Source organism: Pseudomonas sp. NCHU5216 (assembly GCF_052156495.1).
Taxonomy (GTDB): domain Bacteria; phylum Pseudomonadota; class Gammaproteobacteria; order Pseudomonadales; family Pseudomonadaceae; genus Aquipseudomonas.
Window position 1 is genome coordinate 1 of record NZ_JBQLIX010000038.1, and the last position, 20,162, is coordinate 20,162.

General features: G+C 63.4%; 16 protein-coding genes and 2 tRNA genes. All 18 read right to left on the reverse strand.

Annotated features, from left to right (window positions below):
* Positions 1-114: 114 nt before the first annotated feature.
* A tRNA-Arg gene (locus ACSVIK_RS21000) sits at positions 115-191 on the reverse strand.
* 71 nt (positions 192-262) lie between these two features.
* A tRNA-Ser gene (locus tag ACSVIK_RS21005) sits at positions 263-353 on the reverse strand.
* Positions 354-414: 61 nt separating this feature from the next.
* The gene (csrA, locus tag ACSVIK_RS21010; protein WP_003244478.1) at positions 415-600 is read right to left on the reverse strand and encodes a carbon storage regulator CsrA; all 186 of its coding nucleotides are present in this window, start codon (positions 598-600) and stop codon (positions 415-417) included.
* Between the two features lie 189 nt (positions 601-789).
* On the reverse strand, positions 790-2,028 hold the full coding sequence (locus tag ACSVIK_RS21015) for an aspartate kinase (RefSeq protein ID WP_442446151.1): 1,239 nt from the start codon (positions 2,026-2,028) through the stop codon (positions 790-792).
* A 207-nt stretch (positions 2,029-2,235) separates the two neighbouring features.
* Positions 2,236-4,860: an alanine--tRNA ligase gene (gene alaS, locus ACSVIK_RS21020; protein WP_442446152.1), complete on the reverse strand. Its 2,625-nt coding sequence runs from the start codon at positions 4,858-4,860 to the stop codon at positions 2,236-2,238.
* A 259-nt stretch (positions 4,861-5,119) separates the two neighbouring features.
* Positions 5,120-6,124, reverse strand: coding sequence for a low-specificity L-threonine aldolase (ltaE, locus tag ACSVIK_RS21025; protein WP_442446153.1), 1,005 nt, complete (start codon positions 6,122-6,124; stop codon positions 5,120-5,122).
* Between the two features lie 153 nt (positions 6,125-6,277).
* The gene (astE, locus tag ACSVIK_RS21030) at positions 6,278-7,291 is read right to left on the reverse strand and encodes a succinylglutamate desuccinylase (protein ID WP_442446154.1); all 1,014 of its coding nucleotides are present in this window, start codon (positions 7,289-7,291) and stop codon (positions 6,278-6,280) included.
* 80 nt (positions 7,292-7,371) lie between these two features.
* Entirely contained in the window at positions 7,372-7,644 is a 273-nt protein-coding gene (locus ACSVIK_RS21035) for a topoisomerase II (protein ID WP_268183286.1), read from the reverse strand.
* Between the two features lie 80 nt (positions 7,645-7,724).
* Positions 7,725-9,071 carry an N-succinylarginine dihydrolase gene (gene astB / locus ACSVIK_RS21040; protein ID WP_442446155.1) on the reverse strand — a complete coding sequence of 449 codons (1,347 nt, stop codon included), beginning with the start codon at positions 9,069-9,071 and terminating at the stop codon, positions 7,725-7,727.
* Positions 9,071-10,534 carry a succinylglutamate-semialdehyde dehydrogenase gene (astD, locus tag ACSVIK_RS21045; protein ID WP_442446156.1) on the reverse strand — a complete coding sequence of 488 codons (1,464 nt, stop codon included), beginning with the start codon at positions 10,532-10,534 and terminating at the stop codon, positions 9,071-9,073. Before astD ends, astB begins: the two co-directional genes overlap by 1 nt.
* 59 nt (positions 10,535-10,593) lie before the next feature.
* A complete protein-coding gene (gene astA / locus ACSVIK_RS21050; RefSeq protein ID WP_442446157.1) occupies positions 10,594-11,610 on the reverse strand; it encodes an arginine N-succinyltransferase in 1,017 nt (338 codons plus the stop codon).
* Between the two features lie 97 nt (positions 11,611-11,707).
* Positions 11,708-12,724: an arginine/ornithine succinyltransferase subunit alpha gene (aruF, locus tag ACSVIK_RS21055; protein WP_442446158.1), complete on the reverse strand. Its 1,017-nt coding sequence runs from the start codon at positions 12,722-12,724 to the stop codon at positions 11,708-11,710.
* Positions 12,725-12,812: 88 nt separating this feature from the next.
* Positions 12,813-14,033: an aspartate aminotransferase family protein gene (locus ACSVIK_RS21060; protein WP_442446159.1), complete on the reverse strand. Its 1,221-nt coding sequence runs from the start codon at positions 14,031-14,033 to the stop codon at positions 12,813-12,815.
* 1,292 nt (positions 14,034-15,325) lie between these two features.
* The gene (gene argR, locus ACSVIK_RS21065; RefSeq protein ID WP_268183274.1) at positions 15,326-16,306 is read right to left on the reverse strand and encodes a transcriptional regulator ArgR; all 981 of its coding nucleotides are present in this window, start codon (positions 16,304-16,306) and stop codon (positions 15,326-15,328) included.
* A gap of 163 nt (positions 16,307-16,469) precedes the next feature.
* Positions 16,470-17,234 (reverse strand): ABC transporter ATP-binding protein, encoded by a 765-nt coding sequence (locus tag ACSVIK_RS21070; RefSeq protein ID WP_442446160.1) that lies wholly within the window; start codon positions 17,232-17,234, stop codon positions 16,470-16,472.
* Positions 17,235-17,262: 28 nt separating this feature from the next.
* Entirely contained in the window at positions 17,263-17,961 is a 699-nt protein-coding gene (locus ACSVIK_RS21075; protein WP_442446161.1) for an ABC transporter permease, read from the reverse strand.
* Positions 17,958-18,647, reverse strand: coding sequence for an ABC transporter permease (locus ACSVIK_RS21080; protein WP_442446162.1), 690 nt, complete (start codon positions 18,645-18,647; stop codon positions 17,958-17,960). Before ACSVIK_RS21080 ends, ACSVIK_RS21075 begins: the two co-directional genes overlap by 4 nt.
* Before the next feature lie 160 nt (positions 18,648-18,807).
* Positions 18,808-19,581, reverse strand: coding sequence for an ABC transporter substrate-binding protein (locus tag ACSVIK_RS21085; RefSeq protein WP_442446163.1), 774 nt, complete (start codon positions 19,579-19,581; stop codon positions 18,808-18,810).
* Positions 19,582-20,162: the final 581 nt, after the last annotated feature.

Genomic DNA, 20,162 nt, shown 5'->3' on the forward strand with positions numbered 1-20,162 from the left:
CGGTTCGTAGCCGAGTACTCTATCCAGCTGAGCTATGAGTCCGTTTGGCGCTTTTAGACCAGATCACCACTGGTTGAAACAAAATGGCTTGCAGCGATGCAAGCCATTTGAATATGGCGGACTCAGGAGGATTCGAACCTCCGACCGCTCGGTTCGTAGCCGAGTACTCTATCCAGCTGAGCTATGAGTCCGGTCGGTGCTTTTATACCAGATCACCTCTGGTTGATTCGCCAGCCTGGCAACCGCCCGACTCGCTGAATAATGGCGGAGAAGGGGGGATTCGAACCCCCGACACCCTTTTGAGGTGTACTCCCTTAGCAGGGGAGCGCCTTCGGCCACTCGGCCACCTCTCCGCAACACGGGGCGCATGATAACCATGTTTTCCCCGTTTGCAAACAAAAATTTGTAGAAAAATTAGTGGCTTGGTTCGTCACCCTTCTCTTTCTGGATGCGTTGGTAGATTTCCTCACGGTGCACGGCAACCTCTTTCGGCGCATTGACGCCAATACGCACCTGGTTACCTTTCACACCCAACACGGTGACAGTCACATCATCACCAACCATCAGGGTCTCTCCAACCCGGCGAGTCAGAATCAGCATTCCTTTCTCCTCACGAATTACATTTTCAGGACAACATGTCTGCAAAAAGAAAATGGTGTCGGCTTCCTGCGGATTCAAGCCAGCAAGCGTCTACCCAAGTATTGACCAGCTCGCGTAGAAATAAAGTTCCCGCGTGCCAGTCAAAAAGACGAAAGGCGCGGAACCAGCCGCGCCTTTCGGATCGATGCATCAGTCACTCTGTCGAGCCGGGGCGTCGAGCTCGAAAGCGGTGTGCAGGGCACGCACGGCCAGCTCCAGGTATTTTTCCTCGATGACCACGGATACCTTGATCTCGGAGGTGGAGATCATCTGGATGTTGATGGTCTCCTTGGCCAGAGCCTCGAACATGCGGCTGGCGACACCAGCGTGGGAACGCATGCCGACACCGACGATGGACACCTTGGCGATGTTGGTGTCGCCCACCACTTCACGGGCACCCAGTTCGTCAGCGGTCATCTGCAACACGTTCAGGGCGTTGTTGTAGTCGTTGCGGTGCACGGTGAAGGTGAAGTCGGTGGTGTTATCGTGCGAGACGTTCTGCACGATCATGTCCACTTCGATGTTGGCGGCGCTGATCGGGCCGAGAATCTTGAAGGCGATGCCGGGGATATCCGGTACCCCACGGATGGTCAGCTTGGCTTCGTCGCGATTGAAGGCGATGCCGGAAATGATCGGCTGTTCCATGGATTCCTCTTCATCAAGGGTAATGAGGGTGCCCGGCCCCTCCTGGAAGCTGTGCAGGACGCGCAGCGGGACATTGTACTTGCCGGCGAATTCCACCGAACGAATCTGCAGCACCTTGGAGCCGAGGCTGGCCATTTCCAGCATTTCCTCGAAGGTGATCTTTTCCAGGCGCTGAGCCTTGGGCACCACGCGCGGGTCGGTGGTGTAGACGCCATCGACATCGGTGTAGATCTGGCATTCGTCGGCCTTCAACGCCGCCGCCAGAGCCACGCCGGTGGTGTCGGAACCGCCACGACCGAGGGTGGTGATGCTGCCGTGCTCGTCGACACCCTGGAAGCCAGCAACGACCACCACGCGCCCGGCCTTGAGGTCGGCACGAATCTTCTGGTCATCGATCTGCAGAATACGCGCCTTGTTGTAGGCGCTGTCGGTGAGGATGCGCACCTGGTTGCCGGTGTAGGACACCGCCGGCACGCCACGCTTGATCAGCGCCATGGCCAGCAGGGCGATGGTCACCTGCTCGCCGGTGGAGACCATCACATCCAGCTCACGCGGTACCGGCTCGCCGTCGGTGATCTGCTTGGCCAGATCGATCAGACGGTTGGTCTCGCCACTCATGGCGGATACCACGACGACGATGTCGTCGCCTTTCTCGCGGAACTTCTTCACCTTCTCGGCCACCTGCTGGATACGCTCGACGGTGCCGACGGAGGTGCCCCCAAACTTCTGTACGATCAAAGCCATTTCAAAAAGCCGCCTGATTCCTCGAAGGGCGCCCATTAAACCCGCATCGGGTCACACTGCCAAGGCCTGCCGGACGCACTGCTGGCCTCGCTTTCACGCTACTTGCAAGACGATACCCGCGTTAACCAGCTGATGCCTGTACAGGAGCGAACTCATTGATGAAATTCGCGCCCGCACAGAGCCAGGTCAGAACGCAGGCATCGCGGGTCAAGAGGCCTGTTCGACCAGAGCTGCCGCCAGGGCCAGAGCCTCGTCCAGCTTGCCAGCGTCGACGCCGCCGCCCTGAGCCATGTCCGGACGACCACCGCCCTTGCCGCCCACGGCTGCTGCGGCCTGGCGCATCAGATCACCCGCCTTGAGCCTGGATGTCAGATCCTGGGTGACGCCTGCGACCAGCACCACTTTCTCGTCGAACACGCCGCCGAGCAGGATCACGCCACTACCCAGCTTGTTCTTGAGCTGGTCGACCAGTGCCAGCAGCGCCTTGCCATCCAGACCGTCGACGCGCGCCGCCAATACCTTGGTGCCCTTCACGTCCACGGCCGCAGCAGCCAGGTCGTTGCCTGCCGCACTGGCGGCCTTGGCCTTGAGCTGCTCCAGCTCCTTTTCCAGCTGGCGGTTGCGCTCGATCAGCGCCGAGAGCTTGTCCAGCACGTTGTCGCGGTTGCCCTTGACCAGCGAGGCGGCTTCCTTGAGCTGCTCTTCGGCACCATTGAGGTAGGCCAGCGCTGCCGCGCCGGTAACCGCCTCGATACGGCGCACGCCGGCCGCCACACCACCTTCGCTGACGATCTTGAACAGACCGATGTCGCCGGTACGGGCCACGTGGGTACCACCACACAGTTCGACGGAGAAGTCGCCGCCCATGCTCAGCACGCGCACCTGATCGCCGTATTTTTCACCGAACAGTGCGGTCGCCCCCTTGGCCTTGGCGGTTTCGATATCGGTGATCTCGGTTTCCACCGCAGTGTTCTCGCGCACCACGCGGTTGACGATGTCCTCGAGCTGCTTGATCTGCTCGGGCTTGATCGCCTCGAAGTGGCTGAAGTCGAAGCGCAGGCGCTGGCTGTTGACCAGCGAGCCCTTCTGCTGCACGTGCTCACCGAGCACCTGGCGCAGGGCTTCGTGCAGCAGGTGAGTGGCCGAGTGGTTCAGCGCCGTGGCCTGACGCACCTCGGCGTCCACCTCGGCCTTGACGCTGGTGCCGACGGACAAGCCGCCCTTGGCCACCACACCGTGGTGCAGGAAGGCGCCGCCAGCCTTGGTGGTGTCACGCACGTCGAAGCGCACGCCGGCACCTTCCAGATAGCCGCAGTCGCCGATCTGGCCACCGGATTCGGCGTAGAACGGGGTCTGATCCAGCACCACCACGCCCTCCTCGCCTTCGGCGAGGCTGTCCACGGCGCTGCCGGCCTTGAACAGGGCGATGATCTTGCCGCTGCCGCTGGTGCCTTCGTAGCCGAGGAAACGGGTGTCGGCGTCGACCTTGACCAGGGCGTTGTAATCCATACCGAAGGCGCTGGCGGAACGGGCGCGCTCACGCTGCGCTTCCATTTCACGCTCGAAGCCTTCTTCGTCCACCGACAGCTCGCGCTCGCGGGCGATGTCGGCAGTCAGGTCGACCGGGAAGCCGTAGGTGTCGTACAGCTTGAACACCACGTCGCCAGGAATGACAGTGCCCTTGAGCTCGGCCAGATCCTGCTCGAGAATCTTCAGGCCCTGCTCCAGGGTCTTGGCGAACTGCTCTTCCTCGGTCTTCAGCACACGCTCGATATGCGCCTGCTGCTGCTTGAGTTCGGGGAAGGCGTCACCCATCTCGGCCACCAGGGCGGCGACGATCTGGTAGAAGAAGCTGCCCTTGGCGCCCAGCTTGTTGCCGTGGCGGCAGGCGCGCCGCACGATGCGGCGCAGCACGTAGCCACGGCCTTCGTTGGACGGGGTCACGCCGTCGGCGATGAGGAAGCTGCAGGAGCGGATATGGTCGGCGACCACCTTGAGCGAGGCCTGGCCTTCGTTGCTGCAGCCGATCGCCTTGGCCGAAGCAGCCAGCAGGTTCTGGAACAGGTCGATCTCATAGTTCGAGTTGACGTGCTGCAGCACGGCACTGATGCGTTCCAGGCCCATGCCGGTGTCCACGCTCGGCGCCGGCAGCGGGTGCAGCACGCCGTCCGCAGTGCGGTTGAACTGCATGAAGACGTTGTTCCAGATCTCGATGTAGCGGTCGCCGTCCTCTTCCGGGCTGCCGGGTGGGCCGCCCCAGATGTGCTCGCCGTGATCGAAGAAGATCTCCGTGCAGGGGCCGCACGGGCCGGTATCGCCCATGGCCCAGAAGTTGTCGGACGCATACGGCGCGCCCTTGTTGTCACCAATGCGGATCATGCGCTCGGTGGGGACGCCGACTTCTTTCGTCCAGATGTCATAGGCCTCGTCATCGGTGGCGTAGACGGTAACCCAGAGCTTTTCCTTGGGCAGGTTCAGCCACTTCTCGGAGGTGAGGAATTCCCAGGCGTAATGGATGGCATCGCGCTTGAAATAGTCGCCGAAGCTGAAGTTGCCCAGCATCTCGAAGAAGGTGTGGTGGCGCGCGGTGTAGCCGACGTTTTCCAGGTCGTTGTGCTTGCCACCGGCACGCACGCACTTCTGGCTGGTGGTAGCGCGGGTGTAGGCGCGCTTTTCCAGACCCAGGAAGCAGTCCTTGAACTGGTTCATGCCTGCGTTGGTGAACAGCAGGGTCGGGTCGTTCGCCGGAATCAGCGAGCTGGAAGCGACACGGGTGTGCCCTTTTTCTTCGAAGAAGCTCAGGAAGGCTTCACGGATTTCTGCGCTTTTCATAGGGGATATCCACGGAATCAGGCGGCTACGGCAGAGCCGGCGAAGTGACAACCTAGCGAGCGAAGGTCAGCCATGGCAGAAGGCAGCGAGGAGGCAGAATTCACAGCCTGTGAATGAGCATTCCGAGCCGATTCCCAACGCAGCATGACCGGGCGCAACGGTTATCACGCAGTCTGCAAAGGGACGCATTATATCGGCCCTGTCGCCCGCGGCTAGTGCCCTGTTGATAGGCGACAGCTATGAACCGCCCCTTTCTCGCTCAATGGTCACGGAAAGCGGCGAAGGCCTCGACCACCCGCTCGATGCCTTCGCCGCCGACATCCAGGTGAGTAATCAGGCGCAGGCGTGGTGCGGCGACGACGGCGATGCGGCGCTCGGCCATGAACGCCTTGATCCGCGCGGCCCGCTCGCCAAGCTGCACGTAGACCATATTGGTCTGCACCGGCTCGACGCTGTAGCCCAGCTCGCGCAGTGCCTCGCCCAGGCGCGCGGCCTTGGCATGATCCTCGGCCAGACGCTCGACCTGGTGCTCCAGGGCATAGAGCCCGGCCGCCGCCAGCAGGCCAGCCTGGCGCATACCGCCGCCAACCATCTTGCGCAGGCGCCGAGCCTTGGCGATCAGCTCCTCGCTGCCGCACAACACCGAACCGACTGGCGCGCCGAGGCCCTTGGACAGACACACCGAGACCGAGTCGAAATACCGGGTGATCTGGCGTGCCGGCACCTGCAGCTTGACCGCCGCGTTGTACAGGCGTGCGCCATCCAGATGCAGGCTCAGGCCACGTCGACGAGTCAGCTCGCGCGCGGCGGCCAGATAGTCGAGCGACAACACCTTGCCCTGGGTGGTGTTTTCCAGTGCCAGCAGGCGGGTGCGAGCGAAGTGGAAGTCGTCCTGCTTGATCGCCGCCTCGACCTTGGCCAGATCCAGCGAACCATCGGCTTCGCCCTCGATCGGCTGCGGCTGGATAGAGCCGAGTACGGCGGCGCCACCCCCCTCGTATTTGTAGGTGTGCGCCTGCTGGCCGACGATGTATTCGTCGCCGCGCTCACAGTGCGCCATCAGGCCCAGCAGGTTGCTCATGGTGCCGGTCGGCACGAACAATGCCGCGGCGAAGCCCAGCTCCTTGGCCAGCCAGCTCTCCAGGCGGTTGACGGTGGGATCCTCGCCATAGACATCGTCACCCAGTTCGGCGGTGAGCATGGCCTCGCGCATGGCGGCGGTGGGCTGGGTGACGGTGTCACTACGCAGATCGATCAGGGGCATGGCAGGCGTTCCCGGCTTCTGGCGAAAAAGCCCATGCTAAAGAGGCTGCCCGAACGGTGAAAGATACAGTTGCGCGATAAAGCAACTGGCCGACACCGTAGCCCGGATGCAATCCGGGGAAAATGTGCCAGCCATCCCCGGATTGCATCCGGGCTACAGCAAGCCGGCGCCGTCGTCGGGAACGATAAGGATGCCGGCGCGCAGGCCGTTCCTGACCCTGGGATTGGGAAAGATGATGCGCTCGCCCGGCGGCTGTATCACCCAGCGGGTACCGGCGATGTCTTCAGCCAAGAGATAACCGGGCTCGAACTCGGTGAAGTTCTCGATATCTGCCGGCAGGTGCAGCTGGAAGCTGTCGCTGTGCTTGATGATCTCGCGCGATACGGCGAACAGTTGCAAGCCATCGAGGCTCGTCTCGCCGCCCGCCACCTCACGCCCTTCGATCAGGTCGTGCAGGGCGCTTTCCAGCGGCCCGAGGTTGATCTGCTGGTTCTGCCCGAAGGCGCGCGCCTTGCCCAGCTCCAGGGTGAAGGCCTCGGCACCGAGCTGCGCATAGGTGTAAGCGCTGAAGGTGCTCGATGCCTTGTTCTGCAGCAGCACCGCCTCGATCCCGGCGGCCCGCAGGCGCTGCAGCTCACGACGGGAGTGGGCGCGGCCCTCTTGCCAGGGATAGAGGGCGAACTGCTCGATCTTCGAGCCGCGCATGGCGGTGTGCAGGTCATAGTGCAGCCGCGTGCGCCCCGTTGCCTTGCCGAAGAAGGTGGCGGCCAGATGCTCCAGGTCGCAGGCGCGGATCGCCTCGAAGCCGCTGGCCTGCTCGTGCTGGCCGCTGAACAGGCGGTTGATGTCCTGTTCCACGTAGCGCTCGCCACGACGCATGGCCTCGGGGTTGCCGAACAGGAAGAGCATGCGTGCTGCCGGATGCAACTCGTTGCGCGCGATGCCACGCAGCAGACGGTCGAGCAGCTCGATGGGCGCGGTTTCGTTACCGTGGATGCCGGCCGACAGCAGCAGGTCGAGGCCACTGTCGCGGGCAGCCGGCGGCGTGACCTCCAGCGCGCCTTCGTCCAGCCAGCGCAGGCGCGTGCCGTCGGGTGTCAGTTGAATCTTCGCCGACGGCTCATGGCCGGCCAGGGTCAGTTCAAGCAGTTTGCCGAGGGCAAGCATGGCGACTCCTTGGTTCGCAGCATTGTTGTAGGAGCGAGCATTGCGGGCGAAGCGTTTTCGCTCACTCCTACCAGGCTCGATCAGTGATTGCAGTCCGGGCCATGCACGTGATCGTCGTCACCGGCATCGACCGCCTCCATTTCCAGCTGCAGGCTGACCAGATTGGTGGCCTGCGGGCGCAGCAGCAGGTTGGCGTACTCGGTATCGCCCTCCTCTACGTCGACACCGATCAGCAACTGATCGCCGACGGCCTGAATCCACACCTCCTTGCCCTGCCAGACCACGGCGAAGCGGGTGCAGGAGGTTTCCAGCTGGGTACCGTCGGTATCTTCGAGAATCAGTTGCAGGGACATGAAACAGCTCCTAGTTACAAGCTTCAAGCTGCAAGACCCGCTGACATGTGCAGCTTGAGGCCTGGAGCTTGTCGCTGATATCAGTTCAATTGAAAAGGATAGACCGAGCCCAGTTTAAGGATCTGCGTCAGTTCATCCAACGCCGTGCGGCACTCGTACAGCAGTTGCGGGTCGGCCAGGTCGGCTTCGCTCAGGCGGTCACGGTAGTGCTTGTCGACCCAGGCCACCAGACGCTCGTGCAGCGCATCCGTCATCACCACACCCGGATTGACCGCCGCCAGCTCAGCTTCGTTCAGTGCCACACGCAAGCGCAAGCAGGCCGGACCGCCGCCGTTCTGCATGCTCTGCTTTAGATCGAACACGCGCACCTCGCGGATCGGCCCACCACTGACGGTGAGCTGTTCGAGGTAGCGCCAGACGCTGGCGTTGTGACGGCACTCCTCCGGCACCACCAGCAGCATGCTGCCATCGGCGCGAGTCAGCAGTTGGCTGTTGAACAGGTACGAGCAAACTGCGTCCTGCACGCTGACCGCCGCAGTCGGCACGCACACTGCCTGAAGGTTGCCACCGCGTCGGGCCAGCTTGTCGCTCAGCTCGGCCAGCACCTGGTCGCTGCGGAGAAAGGCGTCCTGGTGATAGAACAGCACCTCACCGTTGCCCACGGCGATCACGTCGTTGTGGAACACGCCCTGATCGATCACAGCCGGATTCTGCTGGGCGTACACCACCCCTGCCTCGCTCAAGCCGTGCAGGCGTGCCACCGCCTGGCTGGCCTCCAGGGTCTGCCGCGCCGGGTAACGGGCCGGTGCCGGGTAACGGGTATCGAAGGCGCTGCGCCCGTAGACGAAGAACTCCACGCCGGCAGCGCCATAATCCTTGCAGAAGCGTGTGTGGTTGGCCGCGCCCTCGTCGCCGAATTGCGCCACCGCCGGCAGCGCCGGGTGATGGGCGAAGTGCGCCTCGTCGGCGAACATGGCCTGCAGCACGCGGCTGGTGGTGGGGTGCTCGATCGAGCGGTGGAACTTGCAATTGAGGTTGGCAGCGGTGAAGTGCACGCGACCATCGGCGGTATCGGCACTGGGGCTGACGGTACAGGCATTGGCCGTCCACATGCTCGAGGCCGAGCAGCTCGCCACCAGCAACGGCATGGCCTCGCGCGCGGCGCGGGCGATCACTTCGACATCGCTGCCGCTGAAGCCCAGACGGCGCAGTTCGGCGACGGCCGGGCGCTCCTGCGGGGCCAGCACGCCCTGCTTGAAGCCCATGTCCATCAGCGCCTTCATCTTCGCCAGGCCCTGCTTGGCGGCCTCCTTGGGGTTGGAAGCGACCTGTCCGTTGCTTTGCGAGGCGACGTTACCGTAGGACAGCCCGCCGTAGTTGTGGGTCGGCCCGACCAGGCCGTCGAGGTTCATCTCATGGGCAGGCATCAGAGGGTCACTCCCGGGCTCAAGGTCGCAGGCAGGGCCAGGTTTTCGCTTTCCAGCGAGGCCACCGGATAGGCGCAATAGTCGGCCGCATAGTATGCGCTGGGGCGATGGTTGCCGGAGGCGCCGATGCCGCCGAACGGCGAGCTGCTGGCGGCGCCGGTGAGCGGCTTGTTCCAGTTGACGATGCCGGCGCGGCTGTGCAGCCAGAAGCGCTCGAAGCGCGCCCGCGAATCGGACAGCAGCCCAGCAGCCAGGCCATAGGCGGTGGCATTGGCCTCGGTGAGGGCGGCCTCGAAATCGCCGTAGCGGATCACCTGCAGCAGCGGGCCGAAGAACTCCACGTCCGGGCGCTCAGCCAGAGCAGTGACATCGAGGATGCCAGGGGTGAGCAGCGCCGCATCGGCCTGCGGCTGAGTCATCGCCAGCAGTGCCGTGGCGCCCTGGCTGAGCAGATCGGCCTGGGCTTGCAGCAGTTGCGTTGCCGCCTGCAGGGAAATCACAGTTCCCATGAAAGGTGCCGGTTGCGCATCGAAACGGCCGACGCCAAGCTGCCCGGCCACCTGCACCAGGCGCGCCAGCAGGGCATCGCCCCACTCCCCTGCGGGCACCAGCAGACGGCGCGCGCAGGTGCAGCGCTGGCCGGCGCTGATGAAGGCCGACTGCACGATGCTGTAGACCGCGGCCTCGACATCGGCCAGCTGATCGACGATCAAGGGATTGTTGCCGCCCATCTCCAGCGCCAGGATCTTCTCCGGGCGCCCGGCGAACTGCGCATGCAGCAGGTTGCCGGTACGGCTGGAGCCGGTGAAGAACAGCCCATCGATGCCATCATGACCGGCCAGGGCGATGCCGGTGTCGCGCCCGCCCTGCAGCAGGTTGAGCACACCCGCCGGCAGCCCCGCCGCGATCCAGCACTTGAGCGTCAGCTCGGCCACCTTCGGGGTCAGCTCGCTGGGCTTGAACAGCACGCAATTACCGGCCAGCAGCGCCGGCACGATATGGCCATTGGGCAGATGACCCGGGAAGTTGTAGGGGCCGAACACCGCCACCACACCATGAGGCTTGTGCCGCAACACACTGCTGGCGTCGGCCACCTGCCCGCGTTTCTCGCCGGTGCGTTCGCGGTAGCTCTGGATGGAGATGGTCACCTTGCCGATCATGCTGTTGACTTCGGTGGCCGCTTCCCACAACGGCTTGCCGGTCTCTTCGCCGATGGCCCGCGCCAGGGCCTCGGCCTGATCCTTGAGCTGCACGGCGAAGCGCTCGAGCACGGCGATACGCGCGTCCAGCGACTGCCCAGCCCAGGCGGAAAAGGCCTGGCGTGCCGCCGTCACGGCGGCATCGACCTGCTCGGCAGTAGCGCCGCGCCCCTGCCAGAGCACGGCCTGGCTGAACGGGTCGAGCGATTGCAGCGGCTCGCCAAGGCCTGCCAGCCACTGGCCAGCAATATAGTGAGTGCTCATTGTATTTTTCACTCCACACATTCACGGCCGGCAGGCTGACCGGCCCGGTACAGTCTCTTTCAGCTGCGGGCTGCCAGCGGCACGGCACGCACCAGATCACCCGCAGACATGCGCAGGCGCTTGGCGGTCAATGGCGCCACCACCAGGGTACCGGCGGCCACCCGCGCCGGGCCGACGGTGATGCGGCAGTCGTAGCCCTTGCGGTTATGCACCAGATAGGGCACTGCGTCGTCGCCCGGCGTGCCGATGGCCAGCACCAGTTGCTGGCTGTCACGCACGGCGCGGATCTTCGCGGTTTCCGCCTCGATGGCCGGCCCCGCGTCGAAGATGTCGACATAACCCTGATAGCTGAAGCCTTCGGCCTTGAGCATGGTCAGCGCCGGCTCGGTATCGGGGTGCACACGACCGATCACGGCGCGCGCCTCCGCCGAGAGGAAGCAGGTATAGAGCGGGAACTTGGGCATCAGCTCGGCGATGAAGGCCTTGTTGCCTACGCCGGTGAGGTAGTCGGCCTGGGAGAATTCCATCTTGAAGAAGTGCCGCCCCAGGCTTTCCCAGAACGGTGAATGGCCGTGCTCGTCGGACATACCGCGCATCTCGGCGATCACCTTGTCGCTGAACTGCTCGCGGAACTCGGCGATGAACAGAAAGCGCGCCTTCGACAGCAGACGGCCATTGAGCCCGGTACGGTGATCGGCATGCAGGAACAGGGAGCACAGCTCGCTGTTGCCGGTCAGGTCGTTGGCCATGAACAGGGTCGGAATCTGCCGATGGATATTCAGCGCCTGCGAGGCGTTGACGGTCAGACCGACGCGGTAGTTGTACCAGGGCTCGCGCAGGCCCACAGCGCCCGCCACGGCAGAGATGCCGAGCACCTGGCCGGCATCGTCCTCAAGCACGAACAGGTAATCGGCGTCGGCACGCTCGGCCTCGCCACGGAAGGTCTTTTCCGCCCAGACGACACGCTGCGCCAGACGCGCCTCATTGGCCGGCAAGGTGGTCAGGCCGGCGCCGGTACTGCGTGCCAGGTCGATCAGAGCCGGCAAATCGGCGCTGCGCACGGGACGAACGATCATTGGATCCTCCGGATCAAGCTATTAGCTTCAAGCGGCAAGCTACAAGTCAGCAGCCAGGCTGGCTTGCCGCTTGGAGCTTGAGGCTTGCCGCTGCGATTCAAACCGCCACCAAACGCACGCTGCCGCCCTCGCCCACGCTCAGCACTTCGGCGGCTTCGGCGCTGAGGGTCACGGGTTTGCCCGGTACCCAGTCCAGCGTGACGACGATGGCGCGAAAATCCTGCAACTGGCCATTGCTCACCAGGTACTGCCGGCCAGCCTGCGCGCCATCGCCGATGAGCACCGGCACCAGGCGGCTCTGGGCGATGCTGCGGATGCCCGAGGTGCGCGCATGCAGGGTCGGCCCGCCGTCGAAGATGTCGATGTAATGGTCTGTCTCGAAGCCATCACGCATGAGGATGTCGAAGGTGATCTGCGCCCGCGGGTGCACCTGGCCCATGGCCTCCTGCGCCGCGTCCGGCAACAGCGGCACGTAGATGGGGTAATGCGGCATCAGCTCGGCGAGGAAGGTGCGGCTGCGCAAACCGCACAAGCGCTCGGCCTCGGCATAACTCATGTCGAAGAAGTTGCGCCCCACGGCGTCCCAGAACGGCGACTCGCCATGCTCGTCGCTCTGCCCGACGATCTCCACCACCACGGCGTCGGCGAAGCGCTCGGGATGGCTGGCCATGAACAGCAGGCGACCACGGGAGTTGAGCTCGGCGAAGGCCGTGGACACCAGCGAGCGCTCGACGTAGAAGCTGGTCAGCAGGCTGTTGCCGGTGAGGTCGTGGCACAGCGAGAGCACGTGAATCTTGTTGTGGATCTTCAGCTCGCGGGAGTGGTGCACGAAGGTTTCGTTGCGAAAGCTGTAGAACGGCTCGGAATAACCGGCCGAGGCGACGATGCCGGAGCAGCCCACCAGGCGCCCACTGACGGTGTCTTCGAGGACGAAGAAATAGGTTTCCTCACCATTGAAGCTGACCTCGGCAGCGAAGGACGACTCCGACGCGCCGATCTTGTCACCCAGGCGGCCGGCATCGTCCGGCAACGAGGTGACCCCGACCGGGCTGTCGGCAGCCAGCCGCTGCACCTCGGCCAGATCCGCCATTTGCGCGGGGCGCATCACCAGCATGGGGCACTCCTTCTCAACAGGGAATCGGTAAGGCGGCGACACGGGCCCGAGCCGCGGCTGTGCGGCTCGAGCCCTTGCCTGGGGCTACTCAGGCCGCCGTCAGCTTGCTCAGCGCGCGCTCGAAACGAGCCAGGCCTTCTTCGATATCGACGTCCTCGACCACCAGACTCGGGGCGAAACGCACCACGTCCGGGCCAGCCTGCAGCACCATCAGGCCTTCGGCCGTGGCGGCATCGAGTACCTGCTTGGCCTGCCCCTTCCACTTGTCATTGAGCACGCAACCGAGCAGCAGGCCCATGCCACGCACCTGCTCGAACAGGCCGTACTGCTGGCCGAGGGCCTCCAGGCGGCTCTTGAAACGCGCGCTCCTGGCCTTCACGCCATCGAGCGTCTCGCGGGTATTGACGATGTCCAGCACCGCCTCGCCCACGGCGCAGGCCAGCGGGTTGCCGCCGTAGGTGGTGCCGTGGGTGCCGGGGGAGAAATGCTTGGCCAGCTCGGTGGTGGTGAGCATCGCCGCGATGGGGAAGCCGCCGCCCAGGCTCTTGGCGCTGGAGAGGATGTCCGGCACCACGCCGTAGTGCATGTAGGCGAACAGTTCGCCGCTGCGGCCCATGCCGCTCTGCACCTCGTCGAACACCAGTAGCGCATCGTGCGCATCGCACAGCGCGCGGGCACCTTCCAGGTAGGCCTTGTCCGCCGGCAGCACCCCGCCCTCGCCCTGGATCGGCTCCAGCACCACGGCGCAGGTCTTGTCGGAGATGGCCGCCTTCAGCGCCTCCAGATCGTTGTAAGGAACATGGGTGATGCCCTGGATCTTCGGCCCGAAACCGTCGGAATACTTGGGCTGGCCGCCGACGCTGACGGTGAACAGGGTGCGCCCGTGGAAGCTGTTGGTAGCGGCGATGATCTCGTGTTTTTCCGCGCCGAAACGATCATGGGCGACACGCCGGGCCAGCTTGAACGCGGCCTCGTTGGCCTCGGCGCCGGAGTTGCAGAAGAACACGCGCTCAGCGAAGGTGGCCTCCACCAGTTTCTTGCCCAGGCGCAGGGTCGGCTCGTTGGTGAACACGTTGGAAATGTGCCACAGGGTATTGGCCTGCTCGGTCAGGGCCGCCACCAGCGCCGGGTGGCAGTGGCCGAGCACGTTGACGGCGATGCCGCCAGCGAAGTCGATCAGCTCGCGACCGCTCTGATCCCACACTCGCGAACCCAGGCCGCGCACCGGGACGAAGGCAGCGGGGGCGTAGTTGGGGACCATGAACTGGTCGAAATCGGCGCGTTGCACCGCATCGTGCTGAACGGACATCGAAGCTCTCCTGATGAGAAATACCGGCCGCCCGGGCAGCCAGAAGGCCCGTAACGACAGGGAATGCCAAGGATTGTAGGGGCTGATTCGGGGTCGGCCTTGTGCTCATGCGACATGTTCTTACAGCGCCACCCCAGGTTTCCCGCGGGTTTTCGTCAAAGCGACAGAAAACGTCGGAAAGGCGCAGTGTAAACGCAGTTAAGCGCTGCGGTGCAGGGGCCGGGAAAAATTCTGCGCTGGCTGCCGGGCCGCTATTGACTCGGATTTCATCTTGATGCGGTTCATTCAAGCGGTGCAGCCATTGCCGGCCAATGGATGGCGGGCTTTGAGACAGGCAAGTTTGTGTGTTGGTTGTTTTTATGCCTGTTCCGAATTGCCGCGTTTTTGCTGATGTTTTTGGTTTCGCCCTCCCGGGCGAGTCACTTTTGCCCCGGATGGCCGGCCCGACAAAAGTAACCAAAACCCTCCGCCCGGTCATCCGGCCCTGGCTGCGCCAGGGTTCGCTCACTCCATCGCCGCTCCAGAGGCCCGCCACGGTGGGCCATCCCTGGCCCATCGCGGCTTTCGCGACATCCATGCCGCTCAACCTCTTCCACGACGATTCCGTTCGCCCTCCTGGGCGGGCTCTGCACGCGCCTGAATCTGCGGTAACCCAGAAGTAGCACGGAGTGGTTGTAGCTGACCAGAATGCCGGCTGCAAGCCGGCAAGCTGTTCAACGCATGAAACTGCAAAATGAAAGTTTTGGTTTAATTCAATGGCCGCATCGCTACTTCATAGCTATCAGAGCATGCCAGGCAAGTCATGACATGCCTGCTCGTTCAGGCGCGCGAATACCCCCTTCAGGAGGCCGAACGTAGGCGCTGCGCAGGGGGCGAGCGGCATGGATGCCGCGAGAGGCGTAATGGGCCAGGGACGGCCCATGTACGCCGACCCCGGAGCGGTGCCGGAGAGAGGGAAGTCGAGCGCAGCGAGACCCGGATGGCGGGGGTGCGTTTCTTTTGCTTACTTTTCTTTGCGCACTTCAAAGAAAAGTAAGTCGCCCGAGGGGGCGAAACCCGGAACCTCTGAATACACCGCAGCGGCGTCCAAAACCCCAACGACCCAATACGAACCAACACACAAACTTACCAGCCCGGTATCAAGCAAGCAGACCAACCCCTGGCACGAGGTTTCAAGGAAGTGCCTTGAGTGAACGGCATCAGGATTTCATCCGGTTACCCGCTCGCACGCCAAGGGAAGCACCACAACTTCGCGAGCAGAGCTCGCTCCTACAGGGCAGACGCAGGACGGATCAGCCGCGCTCGACCGGTGTGGAGCTGAGCTCGAAGGGGCTGTTGCTGCGCCGCTGGTTGCGGTCGTCACGCGGCGTGGCGCCGAAGAAGTTGCGGTAGGCGCTGGAAAAATGCGGCCCCGAGGAGAAGCCGCAGGACAAACCGATCTGGATGATCGACTTGCTGGTCTGCATCAACAATTGCCGCGCCTTGTTCAGACGCAGCTCCAGGTAGTACTGGCTGGGCACGCGGTTGAGGTACTGCTTGAAGATGCGCTCCAGTTGCCGGCGCGACACGCAGACGTGCTGGGCGATCTCGTCGGTGGTCAGCGGCTCCTCGATATTGGCCTCCATCAGCAGCACCGCCTGAGTCAGCTTGGGATGGCTGGAACCCAGACGATTCTGCAATGGGATGCGCTGGCGCTCGCCGCCTTCACGGATGCGCTCGACCACCAGCTCCTCGCTCACCGCACCGGCCAGCTCAGCGCCATGGTCGCGCGCCAGTACCGCCAGCAGCAGGTCGAGCACCGCCAGGCCACCACAGGCGGTGAGGCGATCACGATCCCAGTCGAACAGATGGCTGGTGGCGATGACCCTGGGGAAGCGTTCGGCGAAATCGTCCTGCCAGCGCCAATGCACCGCCGCGCGGTAGCCGTCGAGCAAGCCGAGCTGCGCCAGCGGATAGACCCCGGCCGACAAGCCGCCAATGACGCAGCCACTACGCACCTGCTGCTTGAGCGCGGCAGCCAGCGGCGCCGATACCTGAGCCGGCGGCGCATCGGCGAGCAGAAACAACTTGTGCAGGCCATCCATGTGCCCGGCCCAGGGCTCGCCCGGCAGGCGCCAATCCCCCGCCATCGACGGCTCGGCCTGCAGAAACACCAGTTCGTAGAGCACCTCGGGGTGCACCCGCTGCGCCACGCGCAGGGCTTCCTCGGCCAGGGACAGGGTCAGGGCCTTGGTGCCGGGCCAGTATAGAAAGCCGATTCGATGGGGGGTCATGAAAGCCTGTTCATAGTTTGCTGCGCGTCGGGCCTGCTGCGTTAAAAACAGGCTCGGAATGCTCATGTACAAAAGTACACTCCGCTTCCTCGCCTGTTTTTGCCTTGCATGCCTCTAGCTCGCAAGACTTTGAACAGGCTTTGAGACGCAGTCTAGCTTCTTATTATTTGAGACTGCCGGAAAGGAACTGCTTGAGCCGCTCGGATTGTGGATTGGCCAGCACTTCACGCGGGCAACCACGCTCTTCCACCAGCCCCCTGTGCAGGAACATCAGTTGGTTCGAGACCTCGCGGGCAAAGCCCATCTCGTGGGTCACCACCACCATGGTGCGCCCTTCGCTGGCCAGATCCTGCATCACCTTGAGCACCTCGCCAACCAGTTCCGGGTCGAGTGCCGAGGTGGGCTCGTCGAACAGCATCACTTCCGGCTCCATGGCCAGAGCGCGGGCGATGGCCACACGCTGCTGCTCACCGCCGCTCATGTGCGCCGGGTAGGCGTCCTTGCGATGGGCCACACCCACCTTGTTCAGGTAATGCTCGGCCTTGTCGCGGGCTTCGGCCTTGCTCACACCGAGCACGTGCACCGGCGCTTCCATCACGTTGTCCAAGGCGCTCATGTGCGACCACAGGTTGAAGTGCTGGAACACCATGGCCAGGCGCGCGCGCATGCGCTGCAACTGTTTGGCATCGGCTGCGCGCAGGGAGCCGTCCTTGGCCGGCACCAGCTTCAATTCTTCGCCATTGAGCAGGATCTTGCCGGCATGGGGCTGCTCCAGCAGGTTCAGGCAGCGCAGGAAGGTGCTCTTGCCCGAGCCGCTGGAGCCGATGATGCTGATGACGTCGCCGGCCTTGGCCGCCATAGACACGCCCTTGATCACCTCATGGCTGCCGTAGCGCTTGTGCAGATCCTGGACTTCGAGTTTGTACATGTTCGGGTTCTCTTGAATCGGCATGGCATCAGGCCTTGCGCGGGGCCATGTAGGCCAGCCAGCGGCGCTCGGCCAGCTTGAACAGGCGCACCAGGGTGAAGGTCAGCGCCAGGTAGAACAGGCCGGCGGTAATGAAGGCCTCGAACGGCATGTAGTACTGCGAGTAGACGGTGCGCGCCGCGCCGGTGATATCCACCAGGGTGACGATGGAGGCCAGCGAGGTGGTGTGCAGCATCATGATCACCTCGTTGCTGTATTGCGGCAGTGCGCGGCGCAGCGCCGAAGGCAGCAGGATGCGCCGGTACAGCTTGACGCGCGACATGCCCATGGCCTTGGCCGCCTCGATCTCCCCCGGCGGCGTGGCCTTGAGGCTGCCAGCGAGTATTTCGGCAGTGTAGGCACTGGTATTGATGGCAAAGGCCAGGCAGGCGCAGAAGGTGGCGCTGGAGAAATACGGCCAGAGGAAGCTGTCGCGGATGAACTCGAACTGCGCCAGGCCGTAATAGATCAGAAACAGTTGCACCAGCATCGGCGTGCCACGGATCACGTAGGTATAGAGCCAGGCCGGGAAGTTCACCCAGGGCGACTTCGACACCCGCATCAGCGCCAGCGGCAGGGCCAGCGCCAGGCCGACGCTCAGGGAGATGGCCAGCAGCTTGAGGGTCACCAGCACTCCACTGAAATACAGCGGCAGGTTCTCCCAGATCATCTGATAGTCGAAGATCATAGTTCGGCCACCTTGGCGCCCACCGAGTAGCGTTTCTCCAGCAGACGCAGGGCCAGCAGCGACACGCTGGTCAGCAGCAGGTACAGGCCGGCCACCGCCAGATAGAAGGTGAAGGGTTCGCGGGTGGCATCAGCGGCGCTCTTGGCCTTGAACATCATGTCCTGCAGGCCGACCACGGAAATCAGCGCGGTGGCCTTGGTCAGCACCAGCCAGTTGTTGGTGAAGCCGGGAATGGCGAAACGGATCATCTGCGGCACCAGAATGCGAAAGAACACCTGTGAGCCGCTCATGCCGTAGGCCGAGCCCGCCTCGGCCTGCCCCTTGGGGATGGCCATGAAGGCGCCACGGAAGGTTTCCGACAGGTAGGCACCGAAGATGAAACCCATGGTGAACACACCGGCGACGAAGGGGTTGATGTCGATGTAATCGTCGTAGCCGACCATCGGCGCCACGCTGTTCACCAGGCTCTGGCCGCCATAGAAGATCAGCAGGATCAGCACCAGATCGGGAATGCCACGGATCACCGTGGCATAGGTTTCGCCGAGCAAGGCCAACCACCTGATGGGTGACAGGCGGCACGCCGCGCCGATCAGGCCGAGAAAGATGGCCAGCGCCATGGATGTCAGCGCCAGCAGCAGCGTGAGCCAGGCACCATCGAGAATGGTCGAGCCATAGCCTTGAAGCATGCGCGAATACCTCGTCAGGCACCGCAAGGGCGCCAGGGAGCACAGTGGAAAGGTCAGCGGTGGCGGCCAGGCTCACCACGAAGGCCACCTGGAAAAGGTAGCCATGAAAGCATGGCACGGCTCGCAGGAGTCCGTGCCATTGGTCGTCTGCAGGTCGGAGTTATTCGCCGTATACGTCGAAGTCGAAGTACTTGTCCTGCACTTGCTTGTACGTGCCGTTGGCACGGATGGCCGCGATGGCGGCGTTGAGCTTGTCGCGCAGCGCGGTGTCACCCTTGCGCACGGCGATGCCCTGCCCTTCGCCGAAGTACTTCACGTCGGTGAAATCGGGGCCGACGAAGGCGAAGCCCTTGCCGGCATCGGTCTTGAGGAAACCGTCGTCGATATTCACCGAGTCGGCCAGGGTGGCATCCAGACGACCGGCCTGCAGGTCGAGGAAGACTTCGTTCTGCGAGCTGTAGCGCACCACCTGAGCACCGGCCGGGGCGAAGACGTCGGTGGCGTAGCGGTCATACACCGAGGAGCGCTGCACGCCGATCTTCTTGTCCTTGAGGTCGACCAGCGGATCCTTCAGCTCGGTACCGGCCTTCATCGCCAGCTTGGCCGGGGTGGCGTAGTACTTGTTGGTGAAGTCCACGGACTTCTTGCGATCGTCGGTGATCGACATGGACGACAGCACGGCGTCGAACTTGCGCACCTTGAGCGCCGGGATCAGGCCGTCGAACTCCTGCTCGATCCACTGGCACTTGACCTTCATCTCCTCGCACAGGGCGTTGCCGATGTCATAGTCGAAGCCGGCGATCTGGCCATCGGGGGTCTTGAAGGCGAAGGGCGGATAGGCCGCCTCGATGCCGATGCGCAGCGGCTTCTCGGCCATGGCCAGGGGCGACAACAGGGACAGCGTCAAGGCGCCGAGCAGTGCGATCTTCTTCATGAATTGCTCCTTCGAATTGGGTATGGCATCGATGGCAGTGAGGGGCCCGGGCCTTTTATGGGTTGTAGAAGGCAGTGCTGCGCTGTCGTGCAGGGTGGACGACAAGGGGCCTTGGCTGGGTGTGCGGCATTCTAGCGGCAGGCAATGAGGCGATATTTCTTCAATGCGACAACTAATTACAGAAGCGCAGGATGCGCAGGCGGGAGATATTGACAGACAGAAAAAGCAGTGATCAACAGAAAAAATCCAAACGGATGTTCAAAGCAAGAGCCAGGCCATGAAATCGCCGGCCGCTCTAGATCGGTGTTTTCGCTGGAGAACGAGCGATCACTGCGACCAGCAATTGCACCGAATCAGGGCAATTTCGTTCCCGAAACGCCCAGTCCGGTGCAGGGTGTTACCAGCAGCTAGCAACAGCCCCCAGCAGGCCGTTGAAAAACGTAGGCGAGGCAGGCAAGACAATACCGATGGCGGCCCCGCAAAAACAGCCGAAAAAAGCACTGGGCCCGCACTCGGGTTTACGTGTTGTAAATGAGCATTTTGAGGCTGTTTTTAACGCAGTATTGCCAACGCAGGTAGTT

Bases quoted from the DNA above. Each gene is read 5' to 3' on its own strand.
- csrA (WP_003244478.1), bottom strand. From the start codon at position 600: ATGCTGATTCTGACTCGCCGGGTTGGAGAGACCCTGATGGTTGGTGAT.
- ACSVIK_RS21015 (WP_442446151.1), bottom strand. From the start codon at position 2,028: ATGGCTTTGATCGTACAGAAGTTTGGGGGCACCTCCGTCGGCACCGTC.
- alaS (WP_442446152.1), bottom strand. From the start codon at position 4,860: ATGAAAAGCGCAGAAATCCGTGAAGCCTTCCTGAGCTTCTTCGAAGAA.
- ltaE (WP_442446153.1), bottom strand. From the start codon at position 6,124: ATGCCCCTGATCGATCTGCGTAGTGACACCGTCACCCAGCCCACCGCC.
- astE (WP_442446154.1), bottom strand. From the start codon at position 7,291: ATGCTTGCCCTCGGCAAACTGCTTGAACTGACCCTGGCCGGCCATGAG.
- ACSVIK_RS21035 (WP_268183286.1), bottom strand. From the start codon at position 7,644: ATGTCCCTGCAACTGATTCTCGAAGATACCGACGGTACCCAGCTGGAA.
- astB (WP_442446155.1), bottom strand. From the start codon at position 9,071: ATGCCTGCCCATGAGATGAACCTCGACGGCCTGGTCGGGCCGACCCAC.
- astD (WP_442446156.1), bottom strand. From the start codon at position 10,534: ATGAGCACTCACTATATTGCTGGCCAGTGGCTGGCAGGCCTTGGCGAG.
- astA (WP_442446157.1), bottom strand. From the start codon at position 11,610: ATGATCGTTCGTCCCGTGCGCAGCGCCGATTTGCCGGCTCTGATCGAC.
- aruF (WP_442446158.1), bottom strand. From the start codon at position 12,724: ATGCTGGTGATGCGCCCCGCGCAAATGGCGGATCTGGCCGAGGTGCAG.
- ACSVIK_RS21060 (WP_442446159.1), bottom strand. From the start codon at position 14,033: ATGTCCGTTCAGCACGATGCGGTGCAACGCGCCGATTTCGACCAGTTC.
- argR (WP_268183274.1), bottom strand. From the start codon at position 16,306: ATGACCCCCCATCGAATCGGCTTTCTATACTGGCCCGGCACCAAGGCC.
- ACSVIK_RS21070 (WP_442446160.1), bottom strand. From the start codon at position 17,234: ATGTACAAACTCGAAGTCCAGGATCTGCACAAGCGCTACGGCAGCCAT.
- ACSVIK_RS21075 (WP_442446161.1), bottom strand. From the start codon at position 17,961: ATGATCTTCGACTATCAGATGATCTGGGAGAACCTGCCGCTGTATTTC.
- ACSVIK_RS21080 (WP_442446162.1), bottom strand. From the start codon at position 18,647: ATGCTTCAAGGCTATGGCTCGACCATTCTCGATGGTGCCTGGCTCACG.
- ACSVIK_RS21085 (WP_442446163.1), bottom strand. From the start codon at position 19,581: ATGAAGAAGATCGCACTGCTCGGCGCCTTGACGCTGTCCCTGTTGTCG.